The following is an 18007-nucleotide window of genomic DNA, read 5'->3' as shown; positions in this document are numbered from 1 at the left end:
GTCAGACTAGGAGTAAATATGACCGATTTGCGTGATTGACTGGGCGCGTTTCCTCGGTTGTTTGTCCACAGGCTGCCGGTGCGTGGTGGCCGAAGTCGGGCATCACGGTCAGACTTTGGGCATGAGGAGAGGTGAGCCGGGATTCGCTTGACGGGTGTGGGCCGGCGCGACATGGCGGGAGGCAGCTGTGAGGACAGCGACACTAGGGCCGGCGCAGCGTGCCGAGTCACTGGCGGGCATGGCCGAGCGCGAGCTGGACGTGCTGGTCGTGGGCGCAGGCGTGGTCGGCGCGGGCACGGCGCTGGACGCCGCCACCCGCGGACTGTCCACGGGCCTGGTCGAGGCCCGTGACTGGGCGTCGGGTACCTCCAGCAGGTCCAGCAAACTGATACACGGCGGCCTGCGCTATCTGGAGATGCTGGACTTCGCACTCGTGCGCGAGGCGCTGAAGGAGCGTGGCCTGCTGCTGGAGCGCCTGGCGCCCCATCTGGTGAAGCCGGTCCCCTTCCTGTACCCCCTCCAGCACAAGGGCTGGGAGCGGCTGTACGCGGGCGCGGGCGTCGCGCTCTACGACGCGATGTCGATGGCGCGCAGCCACGGCCGCGGCCTGCCGCTGCACCGCCACCTGACACGCCGTCACGCGCTCCGCGTCGCTCCCTGCTTGAAGAGAAACGCACTGGTCGGCGCGTTGCAGTACTACGACGCACAGGTGGACGACGCCCGCTTCGTGGCGAACCTGGTGCGCACCGCTTCGTGGTACGGCGCGAAAGCCGCCAATCGCGCCCGTGTGACGGGCTTCCTGCGCGAGGGCGAGCGGGTCGTGGGCGCCAAGGTGCTGGACGTGGAGGGCGGTGGGGAGTACGAGGTCCGAGCCCAGCAGATCGTCAACGCGACGGGGGTGTGGACCGACGACACCCAGGCGATGGTGGGCGAGCGGGGCCAGTTCCACGTCCGGGCGTCCAAGGGCATCCATCTGGTCGTCCCGAAGGACCGGGTGCACTCGACGACGGGTCTGATCCTGCGGACCGAGAAGTCCGTCCTCTTCGTCATCCCCTGGGGCCGGCACTGGATCATCGGCACCACCGACACCGACTGGAGCCTCGACAAGGCCCACCCCGCCGCCTCCAGCGCCGACATCGACTATCTGCTGGAGCATGTGAACTCGGTCCTCGCGGTGCCGCTCACGCGTGACGACGTCGAGGGCGTGTACGCGGGCCTCAGGCCCCTCCTCGCCGGTGAGTCGGACGCCACCAGCAAGCTGTCCCGCGAGCACACCGTGGCGCATCCGGCACCCGGCCTCGTGGTCGTCGCGGGCGGCAAGTACACGACGTACCGGGTGATGGCCAAGGACGCCGTCGACGAGGCGGTGCACGGCCTCGACCGGCGGGTGGCCGAGTGCGTCACCGAGGACGTCCCCCTGCTGGGCGCGGAGGGCTACCGGGCGATGTGGAACGCACGGGCGCACACCGCCGCACGCACCGGACTGCACGTGGCCCGGGTCGAGCACCTGCTCAACCGCTATGGCTCGATGACGGAGGAGGTGCTCGACCTGATCCTGGCCGACCCCTCCCTCGGCGAGCCGCTCCACGCGGCCGACGACTATCTACGTGCCGAGGTCGTCTACGCCGCCTCGCACGAGGGCGCCCGGCACCTGGACGACGTGCTGACCCGGCGGACCCGCATCTCGATCGAGACCTTCGACCGCGGGACGCGCAGTGCCCGGGAGGCGGCCGAGCTGATGGCCCCGGTGCTCGGCTGGGACACGGACCACATCCGGCGCGAGATCGAGCACTACGAGAAGCGGGTGGAGGCGGAGCGGGAGTCGCAGCGTCAGCCCGACGACCTGACGGCGGACGCCGCGAGACTGGGGGCGCCGGACATAGTGCCGCTGTAGTCGCCGGGGCGTCCCGGGATCACGGAATCACTCGAACGGGTGGCGCTATCCGGGACCCTCGTTCGGCGCCGGGTCGTTCAAGGAGGTGCGGGGACAGAATTCGGCGGCGAGCATGTCCCGTTCCAGGCGGGAGTCCTCGAAACGGTCCGTGTTCACCCGGAAGGTGAGGACGCGACGGCCGTCGACGGTGGCTGCGGTGCGCACGTAGCTTCCGGAAATGCGGCCGTCATGCCCCCACACCGTGGTGCCGCACGGAAGCCTCACCGGAAGCAGCCCCATGCCGTACACGCCATGTGCGGTCCGGGTGTCGAGCATCTCGCGCAGCCCGCGCGGGGACAGCAGTTCACCGCCGAGCAGCGCCGCGTAGAAGCGGTCCAGATCGGCGAGCGTCGTCACCAGCTCACCCGCCGCGCCGGCCACACGCGGGTCCAGCTTCGTGACGTCGGACCCGTCGGCGGCCCAGGCGCGGCCGTGCGGTGAGGGAAGAGCGGTGCGGGTGCCCGGGAACGAGGTGCCCGTCAGACGGAGGGGAGTGATGATGCGGCGCTCGGCCTCGACGGCGTAGGAGTGCCCGGTGACCTGCTGGATCACCATGCCGAGCAGAACATAGTTGGTGTTGGAGTACGAGAAACGGCCCCGGGCGGCCGGAGGGTGGGTGAGCGCGATGCGTACGGCCTGAAGAGAGGTCAGGGGGAAGACGCCCTTGGTGTCCTCGGTGAAGTCGGCCAGTCCACTGGTGTGCGTGAGCAGGGCGCGCAGGGTCAGCGTGCGGCCGTCGTTGCCCGCGCCGCGCACCAGGCCGGGCAGATGGTCCTCCACCGTGTCCGACAGGGACAGTCGATCCTCCTCCGCCAGTTGGAGGACGACCGTTGCGATGAAACTCTTGGTGATGCTGCCGGCGCGGAAGTGGTCGGCGCGAGCGATGCCGTGACCGGCCCGGGCGAAGCGCGTCCCCGTCCCCTCTCGTGCCAGCAGCGCGGCGCCCGGCACCCGGTCCCGTCCGACCAGCTGCGGGAGCACGTCGTCCGTCGCCGGGGCCGCGTGGACTCCGAAGCCGCCGGGGGCGAGCCCGAGCAGCACCAGGCACACGGGCACGGCCGGCAGAGTCCAGGATGTCCGGCGCGGCGGCATCGCGATCCCTCCTTGTCGCAGCCCATCATGGGGGACCTGCCTGTGACGGGAACGGGCGGGTGCGTGCGCGACCGGCTCCGGCGACGGGACAGGAGTACGCAAGGGGTGCAGACCGGGCGTCCGGGGCGCTCGCCCCGGCCCCGGTCGCGCTCCGCGGCCGTCTCGAGGCGCCCTCCGGCGTGGGGCGACCCGCCGGACCAGGGGCACCCTGGGCGTTGGGTGGTCCGTGAGTGAGGGACAATGGAGGCTCTGTCAGGGCGGGTTGCATGAGGGGACGCATGTCGGAGGCGGAGCGGGCGGGGACATCCCGTCAGGACAAGAGCGAACGTCTCCTCGCCGGGCGGTACCGGCTGGGAGACGTACTCGGCCGCGGCGGCATGGGCACGGTGTGGCGCGCCGAGGACGAGACCCTCGGCCGAACGGTCGCCGTCAAGGAGCTGCGGTTCCCGTCGAGTATCGACGAGGACGAGAAGCGCCGGCTGATCACGCGCACGTTGCGGGAGGCCAAGGCGATCGCCCGGATCCGCAACAACGGCGCCGTGACGGTCTTCGACGTGGTTCACGAGGACGACCGGCCCTGGATCGTGATGGAGCTGATCGAGGGCAAGTCGCTCGCCGAGGTCATCCGCGAGGACGGCCTGCTGGAGCCGAGGCGTGCCGCCGAGGTCGGACTGGTGATCCTCGACGTGCTGCGCGCCGCGCACCGCGAGGGCATCCTGCACCGCGACGTGAAGCCGTCGAACGTGCTGATCGCCGACGACGGGCGGGTCGTGCTCACGGACTTCGGCATCGCGCAGGTCGAGGGCGACCCCTCCATCACCTCCACCGGCATGCTGGTCGGCGCCCCCTCGTACATCTCGCCGGAGCGGGCGCGCGGGCACAAGCCGGGCCCGGCGGCGGACCTGTGGTCGCTCGGCGGACTGCTGTACGCGGCGGTCGAGGGCGTTCCGCCGTACGACAAGGGATCGGCGATCGCCACGCTGACCGCCGTGATGACCGAACCGCTGGAGGAACCGAAGAACGCGGGCCCGCTGAAGAGCGTCATCTACGGCCTGCTCGCCAAGGATCCCCAGCAGCGGCTGGACGACGCGGGCGCCCGGGCGATGCTCAACGAGGTCATCCACGCCTCCGACCCGAAGCAGGAGGTGCCGGCGGACGCGACGCGGGTCGTGGCGCTGCCGCCGGCGCCCCGGGAGAGCGGGGACGAAGGGGCCTCGGCCTCCGGGGCCAAGCAGGGCGAGGAGGCCGCCGAGGGGTGGCGCGGGGCGCTGCGGTCCGTGCGCAGGTCCGCCGCCTCACTGGGCGCGGCCACGGCCGCCGCGGCGACCGTCGGGCGGACCAAGTCCACGGGGACCGCCACGCAGGAGGCGGCGTCCGAGGATGCCGGCGCCGCCCGTGGGACCAAGCCCGCCGCCGGGACGTCTGGTCCGGGCGGGTCGACCGGTTCCGCCGGCCCGGCCTCCTCCGCCGCCTCGGCGGCAACGGCCGGCTCGGCCGGTTCATCCGCTCCCTCCGCTCCATCGTCCGTTCCCTCCGGTTCGCGTGGTTCGGGGACGGGGTCCGCGGGCCTGCGGGGTGACAAGACCTCCGCCGGGTCGAACTCGGGTTCCACGAAGCCGAGTTCGGGATGGCCCATACTGCCGGACCCGGACCGGCCCGCGCGGCCGGTGCCGCCGCCGCGGGCGCCGCTCACCGACGTGGTGTCGAAGCGGACGCTGGTGATCGTGGCGGTCGTCGTGGCGCTGGCCGTGCTGGGGACGGTGCTCGCGCTCACCTTCGGCGGCGGCGACAGCGGCGCGCGGAACGACGGGAAGGGCGGCACCAGGGCGGCAGCCTCCAGCGGCCCGAAGACCGGGAAGGGCGGCGGCAGCGGCAAGAGCGGCGGCAGCACGCACACGGACAGCGGCAGTGCGAGCGGCGCCGCGACGAGCGGGTCGGACGCGCAGAACACCCCGGACGGATCTCCGGCCGCGGGCGGGAGCGACGACCCCTCCACCGGTGCCAAGGGCGGTGACGACGGCTCGGTGACGACGTACAAGGGCGGCCAGGGGTACTCCATCGGGCTGCCGAAGGGCTGGAAGTACACGTCGTCGGACTCGGGGGGAGACCGTTTCACCGGGCCCGAGGGGCAGCGGCTGCTCGTCGGCTGGACGTCCACGCCCAAGGACGACCCGGTCGCGGACTGGAACGACCAGGAGCACTACATGACGCGCTCCCGGTACAAGCGGATCCGCATCGAGAAGGTGGACTACAACGGCTGGAACACGGCCGACTGGGAGTTCACCTACGCCGACGGCGGTACCACGTACCGGGTGATCGACCGCGGATTCGTCGTCAACCCGCATCAGGGATACGGGCTGATGTACACGGCGAAGTCCGACGACTGGGACGGCGATCTGCGCACGGATACCTGGAAGACGCTCACCGGGACCTTCCGGCCGAAGTCATGACGTACCCCGCGCCGGCTGACGTTCCGTACGGTCGTGTAGCGGGGAGATATGGCATCCCCGGGTTGCGGGTTGCCTCCGGCACGTATCGTGAAGAATTGCGGACCGTACGCATCCAGAACGGGGCGCAAAGCGAACGGAGTTGACCAGCCGGGTGGCCGGGGGAGGCATCGTGGACGACTATGCGGGACGGGTACTCGCCGACCGCTACCGCCTGCCGTTGCCGCCCCCCGACGAGTACGAACTCGCCGAGACCCGGGCCTTCGACACCTACAGCGGGCAGGAAGTCCTCGTACGCCAGGTGCCGTTGCCCGAGGTCGTCGAGGCCGAGGTGCTCGACGCGGACGGACTGCCCGAGGGATTCGTGGCCCGGGACGGCCGGGCACGGGGCGCCGCCGACGGTGCGAGGGCCACGCGGCGCCCCGCCGACCCGGCCGTAAGGCGCGCGATCGAGGCCGCGCAGGCCGCCGCCCGGATACCCGACCACCCCCGGCTCGACCAGGTCTTCGACGTGTTCGCCGAGGGCGGTTCGCTGTGGATCGTCAGCGAGCTGGTGGCCGCGCGGCCGCTGGCGGCGCTGCTCGAGGAGAAGCCGCTGACGCCGTACCGCGCGGCGGAGGTCGCCTCCGACGTCCTCATGGCACTGCGCGTGCTGCACGGCCACGGCTGGGTGCACCGGAACATCACGGCACGCACGGTGCTCGTCTGCGACGACGGCCGTGTGATGCTGACCGGGCTGGCTGCCGGGGCGGCGGAGGAGGCGCTGTGCGGGTACGACCCGGTGCCGGCGCAGGAAGCGGAGGCGGAGGCCCAGAAGGGCGCCGGGCCGTCCGCCGGCGGTGAGGCCGGACCGGGGATTGCGGCCGGGGGTTCCGGGGGACCCCCGGGGAGCCGTGTGCCCGGGGGTCCCGAAGGCGGCCTCGCGGGAAGCGGCGTCCCGGCGGACGGGAGCCCGCCGGGCAGGGATCCCGAGGCAGCGCGACGCGCCGCGATCGAGGCGCGGGCGAACGGCGCGGCTCCCGGTGCGGGCACGCCCGGCGGCGGTGTACCCGCCGTGCACCGGGCGCTCGAGTCGGCCGAGGACGTGCGGGCGGCGCGGGCCGGGGCCATCGCGGCCTACCGCGCCGGAGCGCGGGCCGCGGCACGAGTGCAGGAGGAACAGCGGGATGGGCGGGCGGCGTTGCCCGCGCCCCGTGCGGCCGGCGCGGGCGCCGGGAACGCGCACCCGCCGCAGGCTCCCGGGTCGGATGCCGACCACCGTCCCGGCATCGCGCCGGGGCATATCTCCGATCCGTACGGAGTGGGCCGTACGGCGTCCTGGCACGGCGCGGTGCCCCGCCCCGCGGCACCCGCCGAAGACGACCGGCCCCGCACCGTACCGCCCGGCGGTGCAGGCGGAACCCAGGCCGGCGAGAACGGTGCCGCCGGCACCCCCTGGAACCACCGCGGCCCCACCACCGCCCTCGCCGCCGAGCGGGCGCGGCAGGCGCGGATGGCCGTCGTCGGGCCCGTCACCGAGCGGTGGGCGCCCGAACAGGCCGGTCCCGTGCACGAGAACTGGCAGCTGGCCCCGCCGATCGGTCCCGCCACCGATCTCTGGGCGCTGGGCGCGCTGCTGTTCCGGGCCGTGCAGGGGCATGCGCCGTATCCCGAGGAGAGCACCGCCGAACTGGTCCAGCTCGTCTGCTCCGAACCGCCCGCCTTCGCCGAGGAGTGCGGTCCGCTGCGCCCGGTCGTGGAGTCGCTGCTGCGTCAGGACCCGACCGACCGCCTCGACTTCGAGGAGCTGCGCGGCTGGCTGAGGTCCCTCGTCCGGTCCGCCCCCGAGCCCGAGGCGGGAGCACATGTCGTCGCGGCACCGCCCGCCGACCCCAGCCGGCTGCCGATCGTACGGCGCCGCGGCGAACTGGTCCGCAGGCGCCGCGCCGGGCTGCCCGCGACCACCCGTGCCCGCCACAAGCGCGGCCGGGACGAGCGCCCCCACAGGCCCCGCCGACTCGGCCGCACCCTTCTTCTGCTGATCCTGCTCGCGCTGGCGGCGGCGATCGCGTACGCCATGGCCTTCATGCCGAAGGCCGGGAACGGCAGCGGCGCCGCGAGCGAGCGCACCCGCACGGCCGGAGACGTCGGCCCGGCGCCCCGGCAGTCCGCGACGAGCGGCGCGCAGCAGCCGGGCCGCGGGAGCACCAAGAGCGCCTCCCCGCCGGCCGGTTCCTCGCAGACGCAGCCGCAGACCGATGAGACCCAGGTCGCCCAGGGCTTCACCCTGCGCACGGATCCCGAGGGCTTCCGTGTCGCCGTGGCGAACGGCTGGAACCGTACGCCGAAGAACAACAGGGGTCAGATCGTCTACGCCCAGGGAGACTTCGAGCTGATCGTCGTCCCCGGACGCGACAGCACGAGCAGCTACGGCGGCGATCCACTGACGTACCAGCGGGAGTCGGAGCCCGAACTCCAGCCGTTCCGCGACTCGACCTGGGCCACCTCCAGCGGGATGCGACGCATCGACGTCGGCGGACGGACCATGGCCGAAGGGCAGTTCACCTGGACGGACGGGGACGGGCGCGAGCTGTTCGTCCGCAATCTCGCGCTTGTCGCGGGCGGCCGCTACCACGTGCTGCAGGTTCGCGGACCGAAGGCCGAAGTGGACGAGGTGACCCGGTTGTTCGAGCAGGCGGAGCAGACGTACCGGACGACCCGTTGAGCGACCCGTTGAGCGCAGCGCTGAACGCACCGCCGGAGCGAACGGCCGGTGGCAGTCCCGCCGGACCCGGGAAGGGCGAGGTCCGATTGCGCTGAGTGTGCGGTGGTTCCGTCCCGTACTGGGAAGGGAGAACCGTCACAGTGCGGTCTCCGTTACCACCCCGCCGGTTCCCTGGGTGAGGGGTGCTCTCTAGTCTGACCTCGTCAAGACCATTGCGGGGAAACGTGAATCACATGCAGGGCCTGCTCCTCGCGGGCCGCTACCGGCTCGTCGACTCCATCGGCAGCGGCGGCATGGGCCGGGTATGGCGCGCCCACGACGAGGTGCTGCACCGGGCGGTCGCCATCAAGGAACTGACGGCCGCACTGTACGTCACGGAGAGTGATCGTCCGGTCCTTCTCGCCCGTACCCACGCCGAGGCACGGGCCGCCGCGCGCATCAACCACTCCGCCGTCGTCACCGTCCACGATGTCCTGGAGCACGACAACCGTCCCTGGATCGTCATGGAGTTGGTCGAGGGCGGCTCGCTCGCGGACGCGGTCAAGGAGCGCGGCCGTCTGGAGGCCACCGAGGCCGCGCGCATAGGGCTGTGGGTGCTGCGGGCACTGCGCGCCGCGCACTCCGCGGGCGTCCTGCACCGCGATGTGAAGCCCGGCAACGTCCTGCTCGCCGCCGACGGACGCGTGCTGCTCACCGACTTCGGGATCGCCCAGGTCGAGGGCGACACCACCATCACGCGTACGGGAGAGATCGTCGGGTCGGTGGACTACCTGGCGCCCGAGCGCGTCCGCGGCCACGATCCGGGCCCTTCCTCCGACCTGTGGGCGCTCGGCGCCACCCTGTACACGGCGGTGGAGGGCAGGTCGCCGTTCCGGCGGACCTCCCCGCTGACCACCATGCAGGCCGTCGTCGACGAGGACCCCGCACTGCCGCAGTTCGCGGGCGCCCTGGAACCAGTGATCGCGGCGCTGCTGCGCAAGGACCCGGCCGAGCGGCCCGACGCGGCGGAGCTCGAACAGATGCTGGCCGAGGCCGTGGAGGGACGGCGGCCGAAATCGGCGCAGGAGTATGTGGCCACGCAGCACGTGGATCTGAGCGAAGTCGGGAACACGACCGCGACCGTGGGGCGCCGCCGCGAGACCCGCGCCTCGCAGACCGGCAGCACGCTGCACCAGCCCGCCCCCGTGCCCGTTCCGCGCAGACGCCGCCGCGGCCGCACGGTCGCGCTCGTCCTCGCGGTGGCCGCGATCGTCGGCGCGGCGGGCGCGGTGGCGGTGGACTCCTTGGGCGGACGCGGCAGGGACACCACCGCGAACGCCGCCGCCTCCGCCCTCACCCCGACACCCGCCGCGAGCACACAGCAGCCGGAGGGCGCCGTCCCGGACGGCTGGGTGCGCAAGAAGGACCCCGCGGGCTTCAGCCTCGCCCTGCCCGGCAAACGGTGGAAGCGCAAGCCGTACGACGCCCTGCAGACCGACTACACGCCCGACGGCGGCAGGCATTTCATCCGCATCGCCGTGGACAGCTCACCGGACTTCGACGACGCGAACCAGCATCAGCTGGACCTGGAGCAGCAGCTCCAGCGTCTCGTCGACTACAAGCGGGTGGCCCTGCGCAAGAACATCTACCGTGACCGTCCCGGTTCCGTGTGGGAGTACACGTGGACCGCGCTGGCCAAGGACACCCCGTTCCCCGGTCCGCGGCACGCCGTCGAGGAGACGTACTTCTCCCGCAACGGGGTGGAGTACGCCATCTACATGTCCGGTCCGGCCGCGGACTGGGACACGACGAGCAAGCAGTTCGAGGTGGTGCTGCGGGGGTGGCGTCCGCCGGAGGAGTGACGGGCGCGGGGAACGGGGGGACCAGCGCGCGGAGCGGGGGACGGGCACGGGGGACGGCGCGCGGAGCGGGAGACGGGCGCGAAGCGGATGACGGGCGCGGGGACCGAGGGCGTGCGCCCATGCCCTTCGTACGCCCCGTCCGCCCCGTCCGCACGCCCTTGTACAACGCTTGTCGGCCACCGTCGCGACGGTGGCCGGGAGGGTCGCCGTGGCGTGCGGCATGATGGGGCGCATGGGGACCGAGGGGGAGAACGTCCGTGTCATAGCGGGGCGCTACCGGCTACAGGAGCGAATCGGCCGCGGTGGCATGGGCGTCGTCTGGCGGGCGTCGGACGAACTGCTCGGCCGTCAGGTGGCGGTCAAGGAGGTCACCCTCGATCCCTCGCTCTCCGCCGACGAGGCCCGGCTCCAGCGTGAGCGCACCCTGCGCGAGGCGCGCGCCGTGGCGCAGTTGCGGCATCCGCACATCGTCGTCGTCCATGACGTCGTCGAGCACGACGAGCGCCCGTACATCGTGATGGAGCTGATCGACGGCGGTTCGCTCGCCGAACGCGTCGCCCGGCAGGGCCCCGTCGACGCCCGCGAGGCCGCCCGTATCGGCATCGCGCTGCTGGGCGCGCTGCGCCGCGCCCACGGCGCCGGTGTCCTCCACCGCGACCTGAAACCGGCGAACGTCCTGATCGAGACGGGCACCGGCCGCGTCGTCCTCACCGACTTCGGCATCGCGCAGGTCGCGGGCGCCACGACGCTCACCGAGACCGGCTCCTTCGTCGGCTCCCCCGAGTACACCGCACCCGAGCGGATGTCCGGCGTCCGGACCGGACCCGAGTCCGACCTGTGGTCCCTGGGCGCGCTGCTGTGCGCGGTGCTGAGCGGCGAGTCGCCCTTCCGCCGCGACTCGCTGGGCGGCATCCTGCACGCGGTGGTCGTCGACGAGATCCGCCCGCCCGCCCAGGCCGAGCCGATCCTGCCCGTCGTACGGGGGCTGCTGGAGCGCGACCCCGAGCGGCGCCTGGACGCGGCCGAGGCGGAGCGGCTGCTGCGGGAGTTCCTGGAGACGGGGCGGACACCACGGGTGCCGGTTCCCTACACGCCGACGCAGCGGGACGTGTCCCGGCGCGCCCTGAACGTCTCCCCGGGACAGGGGCCCGACACCGCGGTGGCCCGGGAGCCCGCCGAGTCGCGGCCCGCCCGGCCGTCGGCGCGGGGCACGCTCGTCGCGGCCGCTCTGGTCGCGGCGATGGCCGGCGCGGGCGTCTCGGCGGCCGCGCTGCTGATGGGCCATGGCGACGGTGGGGTCGCGCCCGCGACCACGGCACCGCCGCACTCGTCTGCGGGCAGCGGATCGCCGCACCCGTCGGCCGGTACCGGAGGGCCGGGCCTGTCGTCCCCCGGTTCCTCGCCCGCCCCCACGGTGACGGTGACCCGTTCGCCGACCCGGGCCACGACCGCCGGCCACACGGCGCCCTCGGGCTACCGGCTGGTGCGGGACCCGAGCGGTTTTTCGCTGGCCGTCCCGGAGGGGTTCACCCGCAGTCCGCAGGGGGAGCGGGTCTTCTATCTGTCACCGGGCCAGACGTTCCGTCTCGGCGTCAAGGTGGCCGACCCCGATGCGGGTGGGCCGCTCGCGGTGATGCGGCGCTCGGCCGCCGACGGGCCCTCCACGAACCCGGGCTACCACGACGGCAGCGTCACCGAGACCTCGCACCACGGGAACACCGCTGCCCTCTGGGAGTTCAGCTGGAACGGCTTCACGGCCGCCGAGGGCCCCCGGCACACCTACGACCTGTGCTGGGAGGAGGGCGGCCGGATGTACGACGTGTGGGTGTCGGCGCCCGTCGGGAAGGTGAAGGAGGCGAAGGAGTACTTCGACGTCGCGGTCGACACGTTCGTACCGGGGTGACCCCGGGCTCGCGCGATGCGTCACGGGTCTGTGACCGGTGGGGCGCGAGGGTGGATGAGGGGTCGCCCGGCGCGATAAGCATGGACCCATGAACGACAACGGGGGACTTTCCTACGGGCCCGACGAGCCCACGAGTTTCGGACTGCAACCGCCGCAGCCCAGGGAGCCGTATCCGGGAAACCCGTACGCCCGGCCGCAGTCGGCGCCCCAGCCCCACGCGGCGCCCACCCAGACCGTGGCCGAAGCCCCCGGGGACCCGGGGACGGGGCGGCTCATCGCCGGGCGCTACCGGCTGCTGGCCCGGCTCGGTCACGGGGGGATGGGCACCGTGTGGCGGGCCAAGGACGAGACGGTGGACCGGGAGGTCGCCGTCAAGGAACCCCGGGTCCCCGACCACCTTCCCGAGCGCGAACAGGCCAACGCCTTCGAACGGATGCGCCGTGAGGCCCGGGCCGCCGCGCGCCTCGACCACCCCGCGGTCGTGAACGTGCACGACGTGGCGGTGGTGGACGGCAGACCGTGGATCGTGATGGAGCTGGTGCAGGGCCGCTCCCTGGGCGAGGTGCTCCAGGAGGGCACGCTCGGGGTGCGCGAGGCGGCGAGGATCGGCCTGGAGGTGCTCGGCGCACTGGAGGCCGCGCACGCGGCGGGCGTCCTGCACCGCGATGTGAAGCCCGACAACGTCCTGCTCGGCCGCCACGACCGGGTCGTACTAACCGACTTCGGCATCGCACAGATCGAGGGCGAGACGAAGCTGACGGACACCGGCGGTTTCGTCGGCTCGCCCGAGTACATCGCGCCCGAACGGGTGCTCGGGCGGCGCCCGGGCCCGGCGGCGGACCTGTGGTCGCTGGGGGTGCTGCTGTACGCGGCGACGGAGGGCGTGTCGCCCTTCCGCCGCACCAACACGCCCGCCACCCTCCAGTCGGTTCTGCACTTCACCCCGGCGCCGCCTGCCGCGGCCCGCGGACCGCTCGCGGACGCCATCGGCGGCCTGCTGGAAAAGGACCCGGCGCGCCGCCCCGATGCGGCCGCGGTCCGCAGGCTGCTCCAGGAGGCGGCGCGGCCGCCGCAGCCCGCACGGATCACGGTGCCCGGCGGCGGGGGCCTTCGGCTCGGCCGCAAGCTGCTCGTCGGCCTCGGCGCCGGGGTCGTCGCGGCGGCGGTGGGGGTGTACCTGGCCGTCGCCGACCCGTTCGCGGGCCCGCTCCCGGACGGCTGGACGCAGCGACCGGAGAAGGCGCTGGGCGTGACGCTCGCGGTGCCCGCGGACTACCAGGTGAGCCGGCCCCGCAAGGAGGACACCGACCGGAACCGGGTGACCTACACCGACTGGAGCGGCGGTATCCGGATCGACCTGCACCTGGCGAAGAAGTCCGAGGACTCCGCCCACGGCATCAAGGACTCCTCGGCGGCCGAGATGTACGCCGACAACGACGCGTTCAAGGACGGCGGCGCCTACCAGCTCGACATGCCCAAGGGCCCGAGGACCGACCCGGAGCAGACCACGTACCGCGGCAGGCAGGCCGCCGAGAACACGGTCGTCTACACGACCGACGACAGCCAGGACCCTCGCCCGCGCGAGCTGAAGATCTTCTACTACAAGGACTCGGCGGGCAACATGTACAAGCTCACGATCGGTTACCCCGGCAAGGGCGACTTCACGGACCGCGGCCGTGAGGTGGCCCGCACCGCGATCGCGAACCTGGACGTCCACAAGCCCTGAGCCGGCGGACCCGCGTCGACAACCCGTGATTCCGCACGGTACTGATGGGACATGGGTACTGACGCGGGACGCCTGATCGACGGCCGCTACCGCTTGGCCGAGCGGATCGGCTCCGGCGGCAGGGGAACCGTGACTCGGCCACGGACCGCACGGTCACCTACGGCGACGACACCGTCCGGCTCCGCCTGACCCGTCAGGAGTCGGCTCCCGCATCCCTGACGGCATGGGCGCGGCAGACCACCGCCACCTGGCCGGGCGACGACGCGCACACGCTGTACACACCCACCAGCTTCCAGGGCGACGACGCGATGCTCACCGACACCACGTACCGGGTGAAGGAGAAGCGGTACCGGGTGATGCAGCTCCTGGTCGCCACGCGCGCCCGTGCGCTCTACACGCTGCGGGTCGACATGCCGAAGGGCACCCCCGACGAGCGGCGCGGCACCTCGCTGTTCAAAGGCGCCCGGGCCCGTCTGAAAGTCGGCAGCACCCAGCCGGGCGGCTGACAACGCCCTGATCAGCGCATTCGCTGCCAGCGGTCACTGGCGCAGTGTGGACACCCCGTGAAAGCGCATTACCGACGGGTACCCAAACGCTTCACCCCGGCATACGCTGCGCCTCATGACGGACTCGCAGGCCCCGGAAAAGGCCAACGCCACGACCCGTACGGGCACGGCCGGTACCAACCCGCTCGCGCCCGCCCCCGCGGGCACCCGCACCGCCGTCGACGTGGTCACCCCGGAGCTGGTCGCCCAGCTCACCAAGGGTGTCGTCGGCTCCGGCCGCACCGCCAACCACACGCCGTTCACCGGTGAGAAGCTGGCCGACCTGCCCGAGTCCACCCCCGAGGACGTGGCGCTCGCCTTCGAGCGCGCCCGCAGCGCGCAGGCCGCCTGGGGCGCGACCCCCGTACGCCGGCGCGCCGCCGTCCTGCTCCGCTTCCACGACCTGGTGCTCGCCCGCCAGGCCGAGGTCCTCGACCTGATCCAGCTGGAGACCGGCAAGGCCCGCCTTCACGCCCACGAGGAGGTGCAGGCCGTCGCCGTCGCGGCCCGGCACTACGGCCGTACGGCCCCCTCGTATCTGAAGCCGAAGCGGCACACCGGTGCAGTGCCGACGCTGACGAAGGTCACCGAACTGCGCCACCCGCGCGGTGTCGTCGGCCAGATCGCCCCCTGGAACTACCCCCTCGAGCTGTCGGTCGGCGATGCGCTCCCCGCGTTCGTCGCGGGCAACGCGGTCGTGATGAAGCCCGACACCGAGACGTGCCTGACCGCCCTGTGGGCGCGTGACCTGCTGATCGAGGCCGGGCTGCCCGCCGAGGTCTTCCAGGTCGTCATCGGCGAAGGGCCGGTCGTCGGCCCGGAGGTCGTCCGGCACGCCGACTACGTCTCCTTCACCGGCTCCACCCGTACCGGCCGTGAGGTCGCCCAGAGCGCCGCCGCCCGCCTCGTCGGCGTCTCGCTCGAACTCGGCGGCAAGAACGCCATGCTGGTCCTTCAGGACGCCGACATCGACAAGGCCGCCGCGGGTGCCGTGCGCGCCTGTTTCTCGTCCGCGGGCCAACTCTGCATCTCCATCGAGCGGTTGTACGTCCACGAGTCGATCGCTGACGCCTTCCTGGAGCGTTTCGTCGCCCGCACCAAGGCCATGCGGCTGGGCACGTCCCTCGCGTACGGGGCCGACATGGGTTCGCTGGTCGGCGAGCGGCAGCTGGAGACGGTGACCCGGCATGTCGAGGAGGCCGTGGCCAAGGGCGCGAAGGTCCTGGCCGGCGGGGTCGCCCGCCCGGACGTCGGTCCGTACTTCTACGAGCCCACCGTTCTCGACGGCGTCGAGGCGCCGATGGCGGTGTGCGCGGAGGAGACGTTCGGACCGGTGGTGTCGGTCTACCGCTTCACCTCGGAGGACGAGGCGATCGAACGCGCCAATGCCACCCCCTACGGCCTCAATGCCTCCGTCTGGACGAAGGACGGCCGTCGCGGCCGCGAGGTCGCCGCCCGGCTGCGCACCGGCACGGTCAACGTCAACGAGGGCTATGCGCCGGCATACGGGAGCGCCCAGTCGCCCATGGGCGGCATGAAGGACTCCGGCCTCGGCCGCCGCCACGGCTCGGAGGGCATCCTCAAGTACACCGAGGCCCAGACCGTCGCCCATCAGCGGCTGCTGCCGATGGCACCGTCGCTCGGCATGGACGACGAGAGGTACGCGGCGTTCATGAGCCGCAGCCTGCGGCTGATGAAGGCGTTCCGCTTCCGCTAGCCAGCCCCCATTTCGGTCGGCCACCACCCGTTCTCAACGAGGAGAGCACGTGTCGCAGGAGAAGTCTGTCCACGCCCGGGACGAGGAAGGGCACGCCGAGGGAGGGCCCACCGAGGAAGGGCACACCGAGGAAGGGCCCGCCGAGGACGGATACGACTACGACGTCATCGTCGTGGGATCGGGATTCGGCGGATCCGTCACCGCCCTGCGCCTGACCGAGAAGGGTTACCGCGTGGGTGTCCTGGAGGCGGGCCGGCGCTTCACGCGGGCCTCGCTGCCGAAGAACTCCTGGGACCTGAAGAACTACCTGTGGGCACCCGCCCTCGGCCTGTACGGCATCCAGCGCATCCATCTGCTCGGCAACGTGATGGTGCTCGCGGGTGCCGGTGTCGGCGGCGGCTCCCTCAACTACGCCAACACCCTGTACGTACCGCCGAAGGCTTTCTTCGACGACCCGCAGTGGAAGGACATCACCGACTGGGAAGAGGAGCTGACGCCGTACTACGACCAGGCACGGCGCATGCTCGGCGCCCGGCTCAACCGGACGGTGACCGCCGCGGACGTCCATCTGAAGGCGGCCGCCAAGCGGATGGGCGTGGAAGACTCCTTCCACATGGCGCCGGTCGCGGTCTTCTTCGGCGACGGCGACGACGCCGACGGAACGGCCACGGCCAGGCCGGGCGAGGAGGTCCAGGACCCGTACTTCGGCGGCGCCGGACCCGCCCGCCGGGCGTGCACCGAGTGCGGCGAGTGCATGACGGGCTGCCGCCACGGCGCGAAGAACACCCTCAACGAGAACTACCTCTATCTCGCGGAGAAGTCGGGCGCGGTCGTCCATCCCATGACGACCGTCGTGTCGGTCACGGACGACTCCCGGGGCGGCTACGCCGTCGCGACCCTGCCGACGGATGACAGGCGCAAGGGCAAGGGCCGGATCTTCACGGCACGGCAGATCGTCCTCGCGGCGGGCACATACGGGACGCAGACGCTGCTGCACCGCATGAAGGCGAACGGCCAACTGCCTCACCTCTCCGGCCGGCTGGGCGAACTGACCCGCTCCAACTCCGAGGCGCTGGTGGGCGCGCGGACGGACGACCGCCGCTACCGCAAGGCGCACGGTACGAAGCTCGACTTCACCCGCGGCGTGGCCATCACATCCTCGATACACCCGGACGAGAACACGCACATCGAGCCGGTCCGCTACGGCAAGGGGTCGAACGCGATGGGCTATCTGTCGACCCTTCAGGTCCCCTACGCAGAGGGTTCCTCCCGCGTCGTGGCCTGGCTGGCGAACGTGGCGCGGCACCCGTGGCTGCTGGTCCGGTCCCTCTCGTATCGCCGCTGGTCGGAGCGGACCATCATCGCCCTGGTGATGCAGTCGCTGGACAACTCCCTGACGACGTATCTGAAGCCGAAGGGCCTGGGCAAGGGCCTGCTGACGGCCCGGCAGGGCCATGGCGCGCCCAACCCCAAGCAGATCAGGTCGGCGTCGGAGTCGGCGTCCGCACTCGCCGTCGAGATCAACGGCTTCGCGGGCAGCAACATCGGCGAACTGATGGGCACCCCTCTGACCGCGCACTTCCTCGGCGGCTGCCCCATCGGCGCCTCGCCCGAGACCGGAGTGATCGACCCGTACCACCGCCTCTACGGCCATCCCGGGATATCGGTGGTCGACGGCGCGGCGGTGTCGGCGAACCTGGGTGTCAACCCGTCTCTGACGATCACCGCGCAGGCCGAGCGGGCGATGTCGTTCTGGCCGAACAAGGGGGAGGCGGACCCTCGCCCGGCGCAGGGGGTGGCCTACGAGCGCCTGAAGCCGGTGGAACCCCGGCGCCCGGCGGTGCCAGAGAAGGCGTTCGGGGCCCTGCGGCTGCCGTTCCTGGGGATGCCGACGGTGCCCCCGAAGAGCCCGCTCGCCGGGCACACGGACGAGTAGGACCGGCGTACAAGCATGTAATGGCGGCGTACGACGGCGTACGAGGCGCAGAACGCAGAACGCAGAACGCAGAACAGGGAGAGGACCTGGGCCCCCCTCCGGGTCCAGGTCCTCTCCTCTGTGGTGCTTCATGGTGCGCGGCGCGGGCGCCCCGCGCCGCGCT

General features: G+C 72.3%; 10 protein-coding genes. 9 read left to right on the top strand and 1 reads right to left on the bottom strand.

Going from position 1 to position 18007, the window contains the following annotated elements:
* The first annotated feature begins 187 nt into the window (after positions 1-187).
* Positions 188-1894 (top strand): glycerol-3-phosphate dehydrogenase/oxidase, encoded by a 1707-nt coding sequence (locus LZ604_RS06850; RefSeq protein WP_234513388.1) that lies wholly within the window; start codon positions 188-190, stop codon positions 1892-1894.
* 45 nt (positions 1895-1939) lie between these two features.
* On the opposite strand, the gene LZ604_RS06845 is transcribed toward LZ604_RS06850, so the two are convergent.
* Complete coding sequence (locus tag LZ604_RS06845; protein WP_234513387.1) at positions 1940-3025, bottom strand: serine hydrolase domain-containing protein; 1086 nt, start codon at positions 3023-3025, stop codon at positions 1940-1942.
* Positions 3026-3303: 278 nt separating this feature from the next.
* On the opposite strand from LZ604_RS06845, the gene LZ604_RS06840 reads away from it, so the two are divergent.
* The 8 genes from LZ604_RS06840 to LZ604_RS06805 all read left to right on the top strand — a co-directional run bounded on the left by LZ604_RS06840 (position 3304) and on the right by LZ604_RS06805 (position 17844).
* Entirely contained in the window at positions 3304-5475 is a 2172-nt protein-coding gene (locus LZ604_RS06840; protein WP_234513537.1) for a serine/threonine-protein kinase, read from the top strand.
* Positions 5476-5644: 169 nt separating this feature from the next.
* Entirely contained in the window at positions 5645-8176 is a 2532-nt protein-coding gene (locus LZ604_RS06835; protein WP_234513386.1) for a serine/threonine kinase C-terminal domain-containing protein, read from the top strand.
* A 233-nt stretch (positions 8177-8409) separates the two neighbouring features.
* Positions 8410-10017: a serine/threonine-protein kinase gene (locus LZ604_RS06830; protein ID WP_234513385.1), complete on the top strand. Its 1608-nt coding sequence runs from the start codon at positions 8410-8412 to the stop codon at positions 10015-10017.
* A 232-nt stretch (positions 10018-10249) separates the two neighbouring features.
* Positions 10250-11920 carry a serine/threonine-protein kinase gene (locus tag LZ604_RS06825; protein WP_234513384.1) on the top strand — a complete coding sequence of 557 codons (1671 nt, stop codon included), beginning with the start codon at positions 10250-10252 and terminating at the stop codon, positions 11918-11920.
* A gap of 88 nt (positions 11921-12008) precedes the next feature.
* The gene (locus LZ604_RS06820; protein WP_234513383.1) at positions 12009-13646 is read left to right on the top strand and encodes a serine/threonine-protein kinase; all 1638 of its coding nucleotides are present in this window, start codon (positions 12009-12011) and stop codon (positions 13644-13646) included.
* Between the two features lie 308 nt (positions 13647-13954).
* Complete coding sequence (locus LZ604_RS06815; protein ID WP_234513382.1) at positions 13955-14152, top strand: hypothetical protein; 198 nt, start codon at positions 13955-13957, stop codon at positions 14150-14152.
* A 115-nt stretch (positions 14153-14267) separates the two neighbouring features.
* Positions 14268-15908 (top strand): succinic semialdehyde dehydrogenase, encoded by a 1641-nt coding sequence (locus LZ604_RS06810; RefSeq protein ID WP_234513381.1) that lies wholly within the window; start codon positions 14268-14270, stop codon positions 15906-15908.
* A 49-nt stretch (positions 15909-15957) separates the two neighbouring features.
* The gene (locus LZ604_RS06805) at positions 15958-17844 is read left to right on the top strand and encodes a GMC oxidoreductase (RefSeq protein WP_372482095.1); all 1887 of its coding nucleotides are present in this window, start codon (positions 15958-15960) and stop codon (positions 17842-17844) included.
* The last annotated feature ends 163 nt before the right edge of the window (positions 17845-18007 follow it).

Source organism: Streptomyces glomeratus (genome assembly GCF_021462825.1).
GTDB classification, from domain to species: Bacteria; Actinomycetota; Actinomycetes; order Streptomycetales; family Streptomycetaceae; genus Streptomyces; species Streptomyces glomeratus.
Note: the sequence above shows the minus strand (reverse complement) of the source record. Positions and strands in the feature narration are given on the sequence as shown.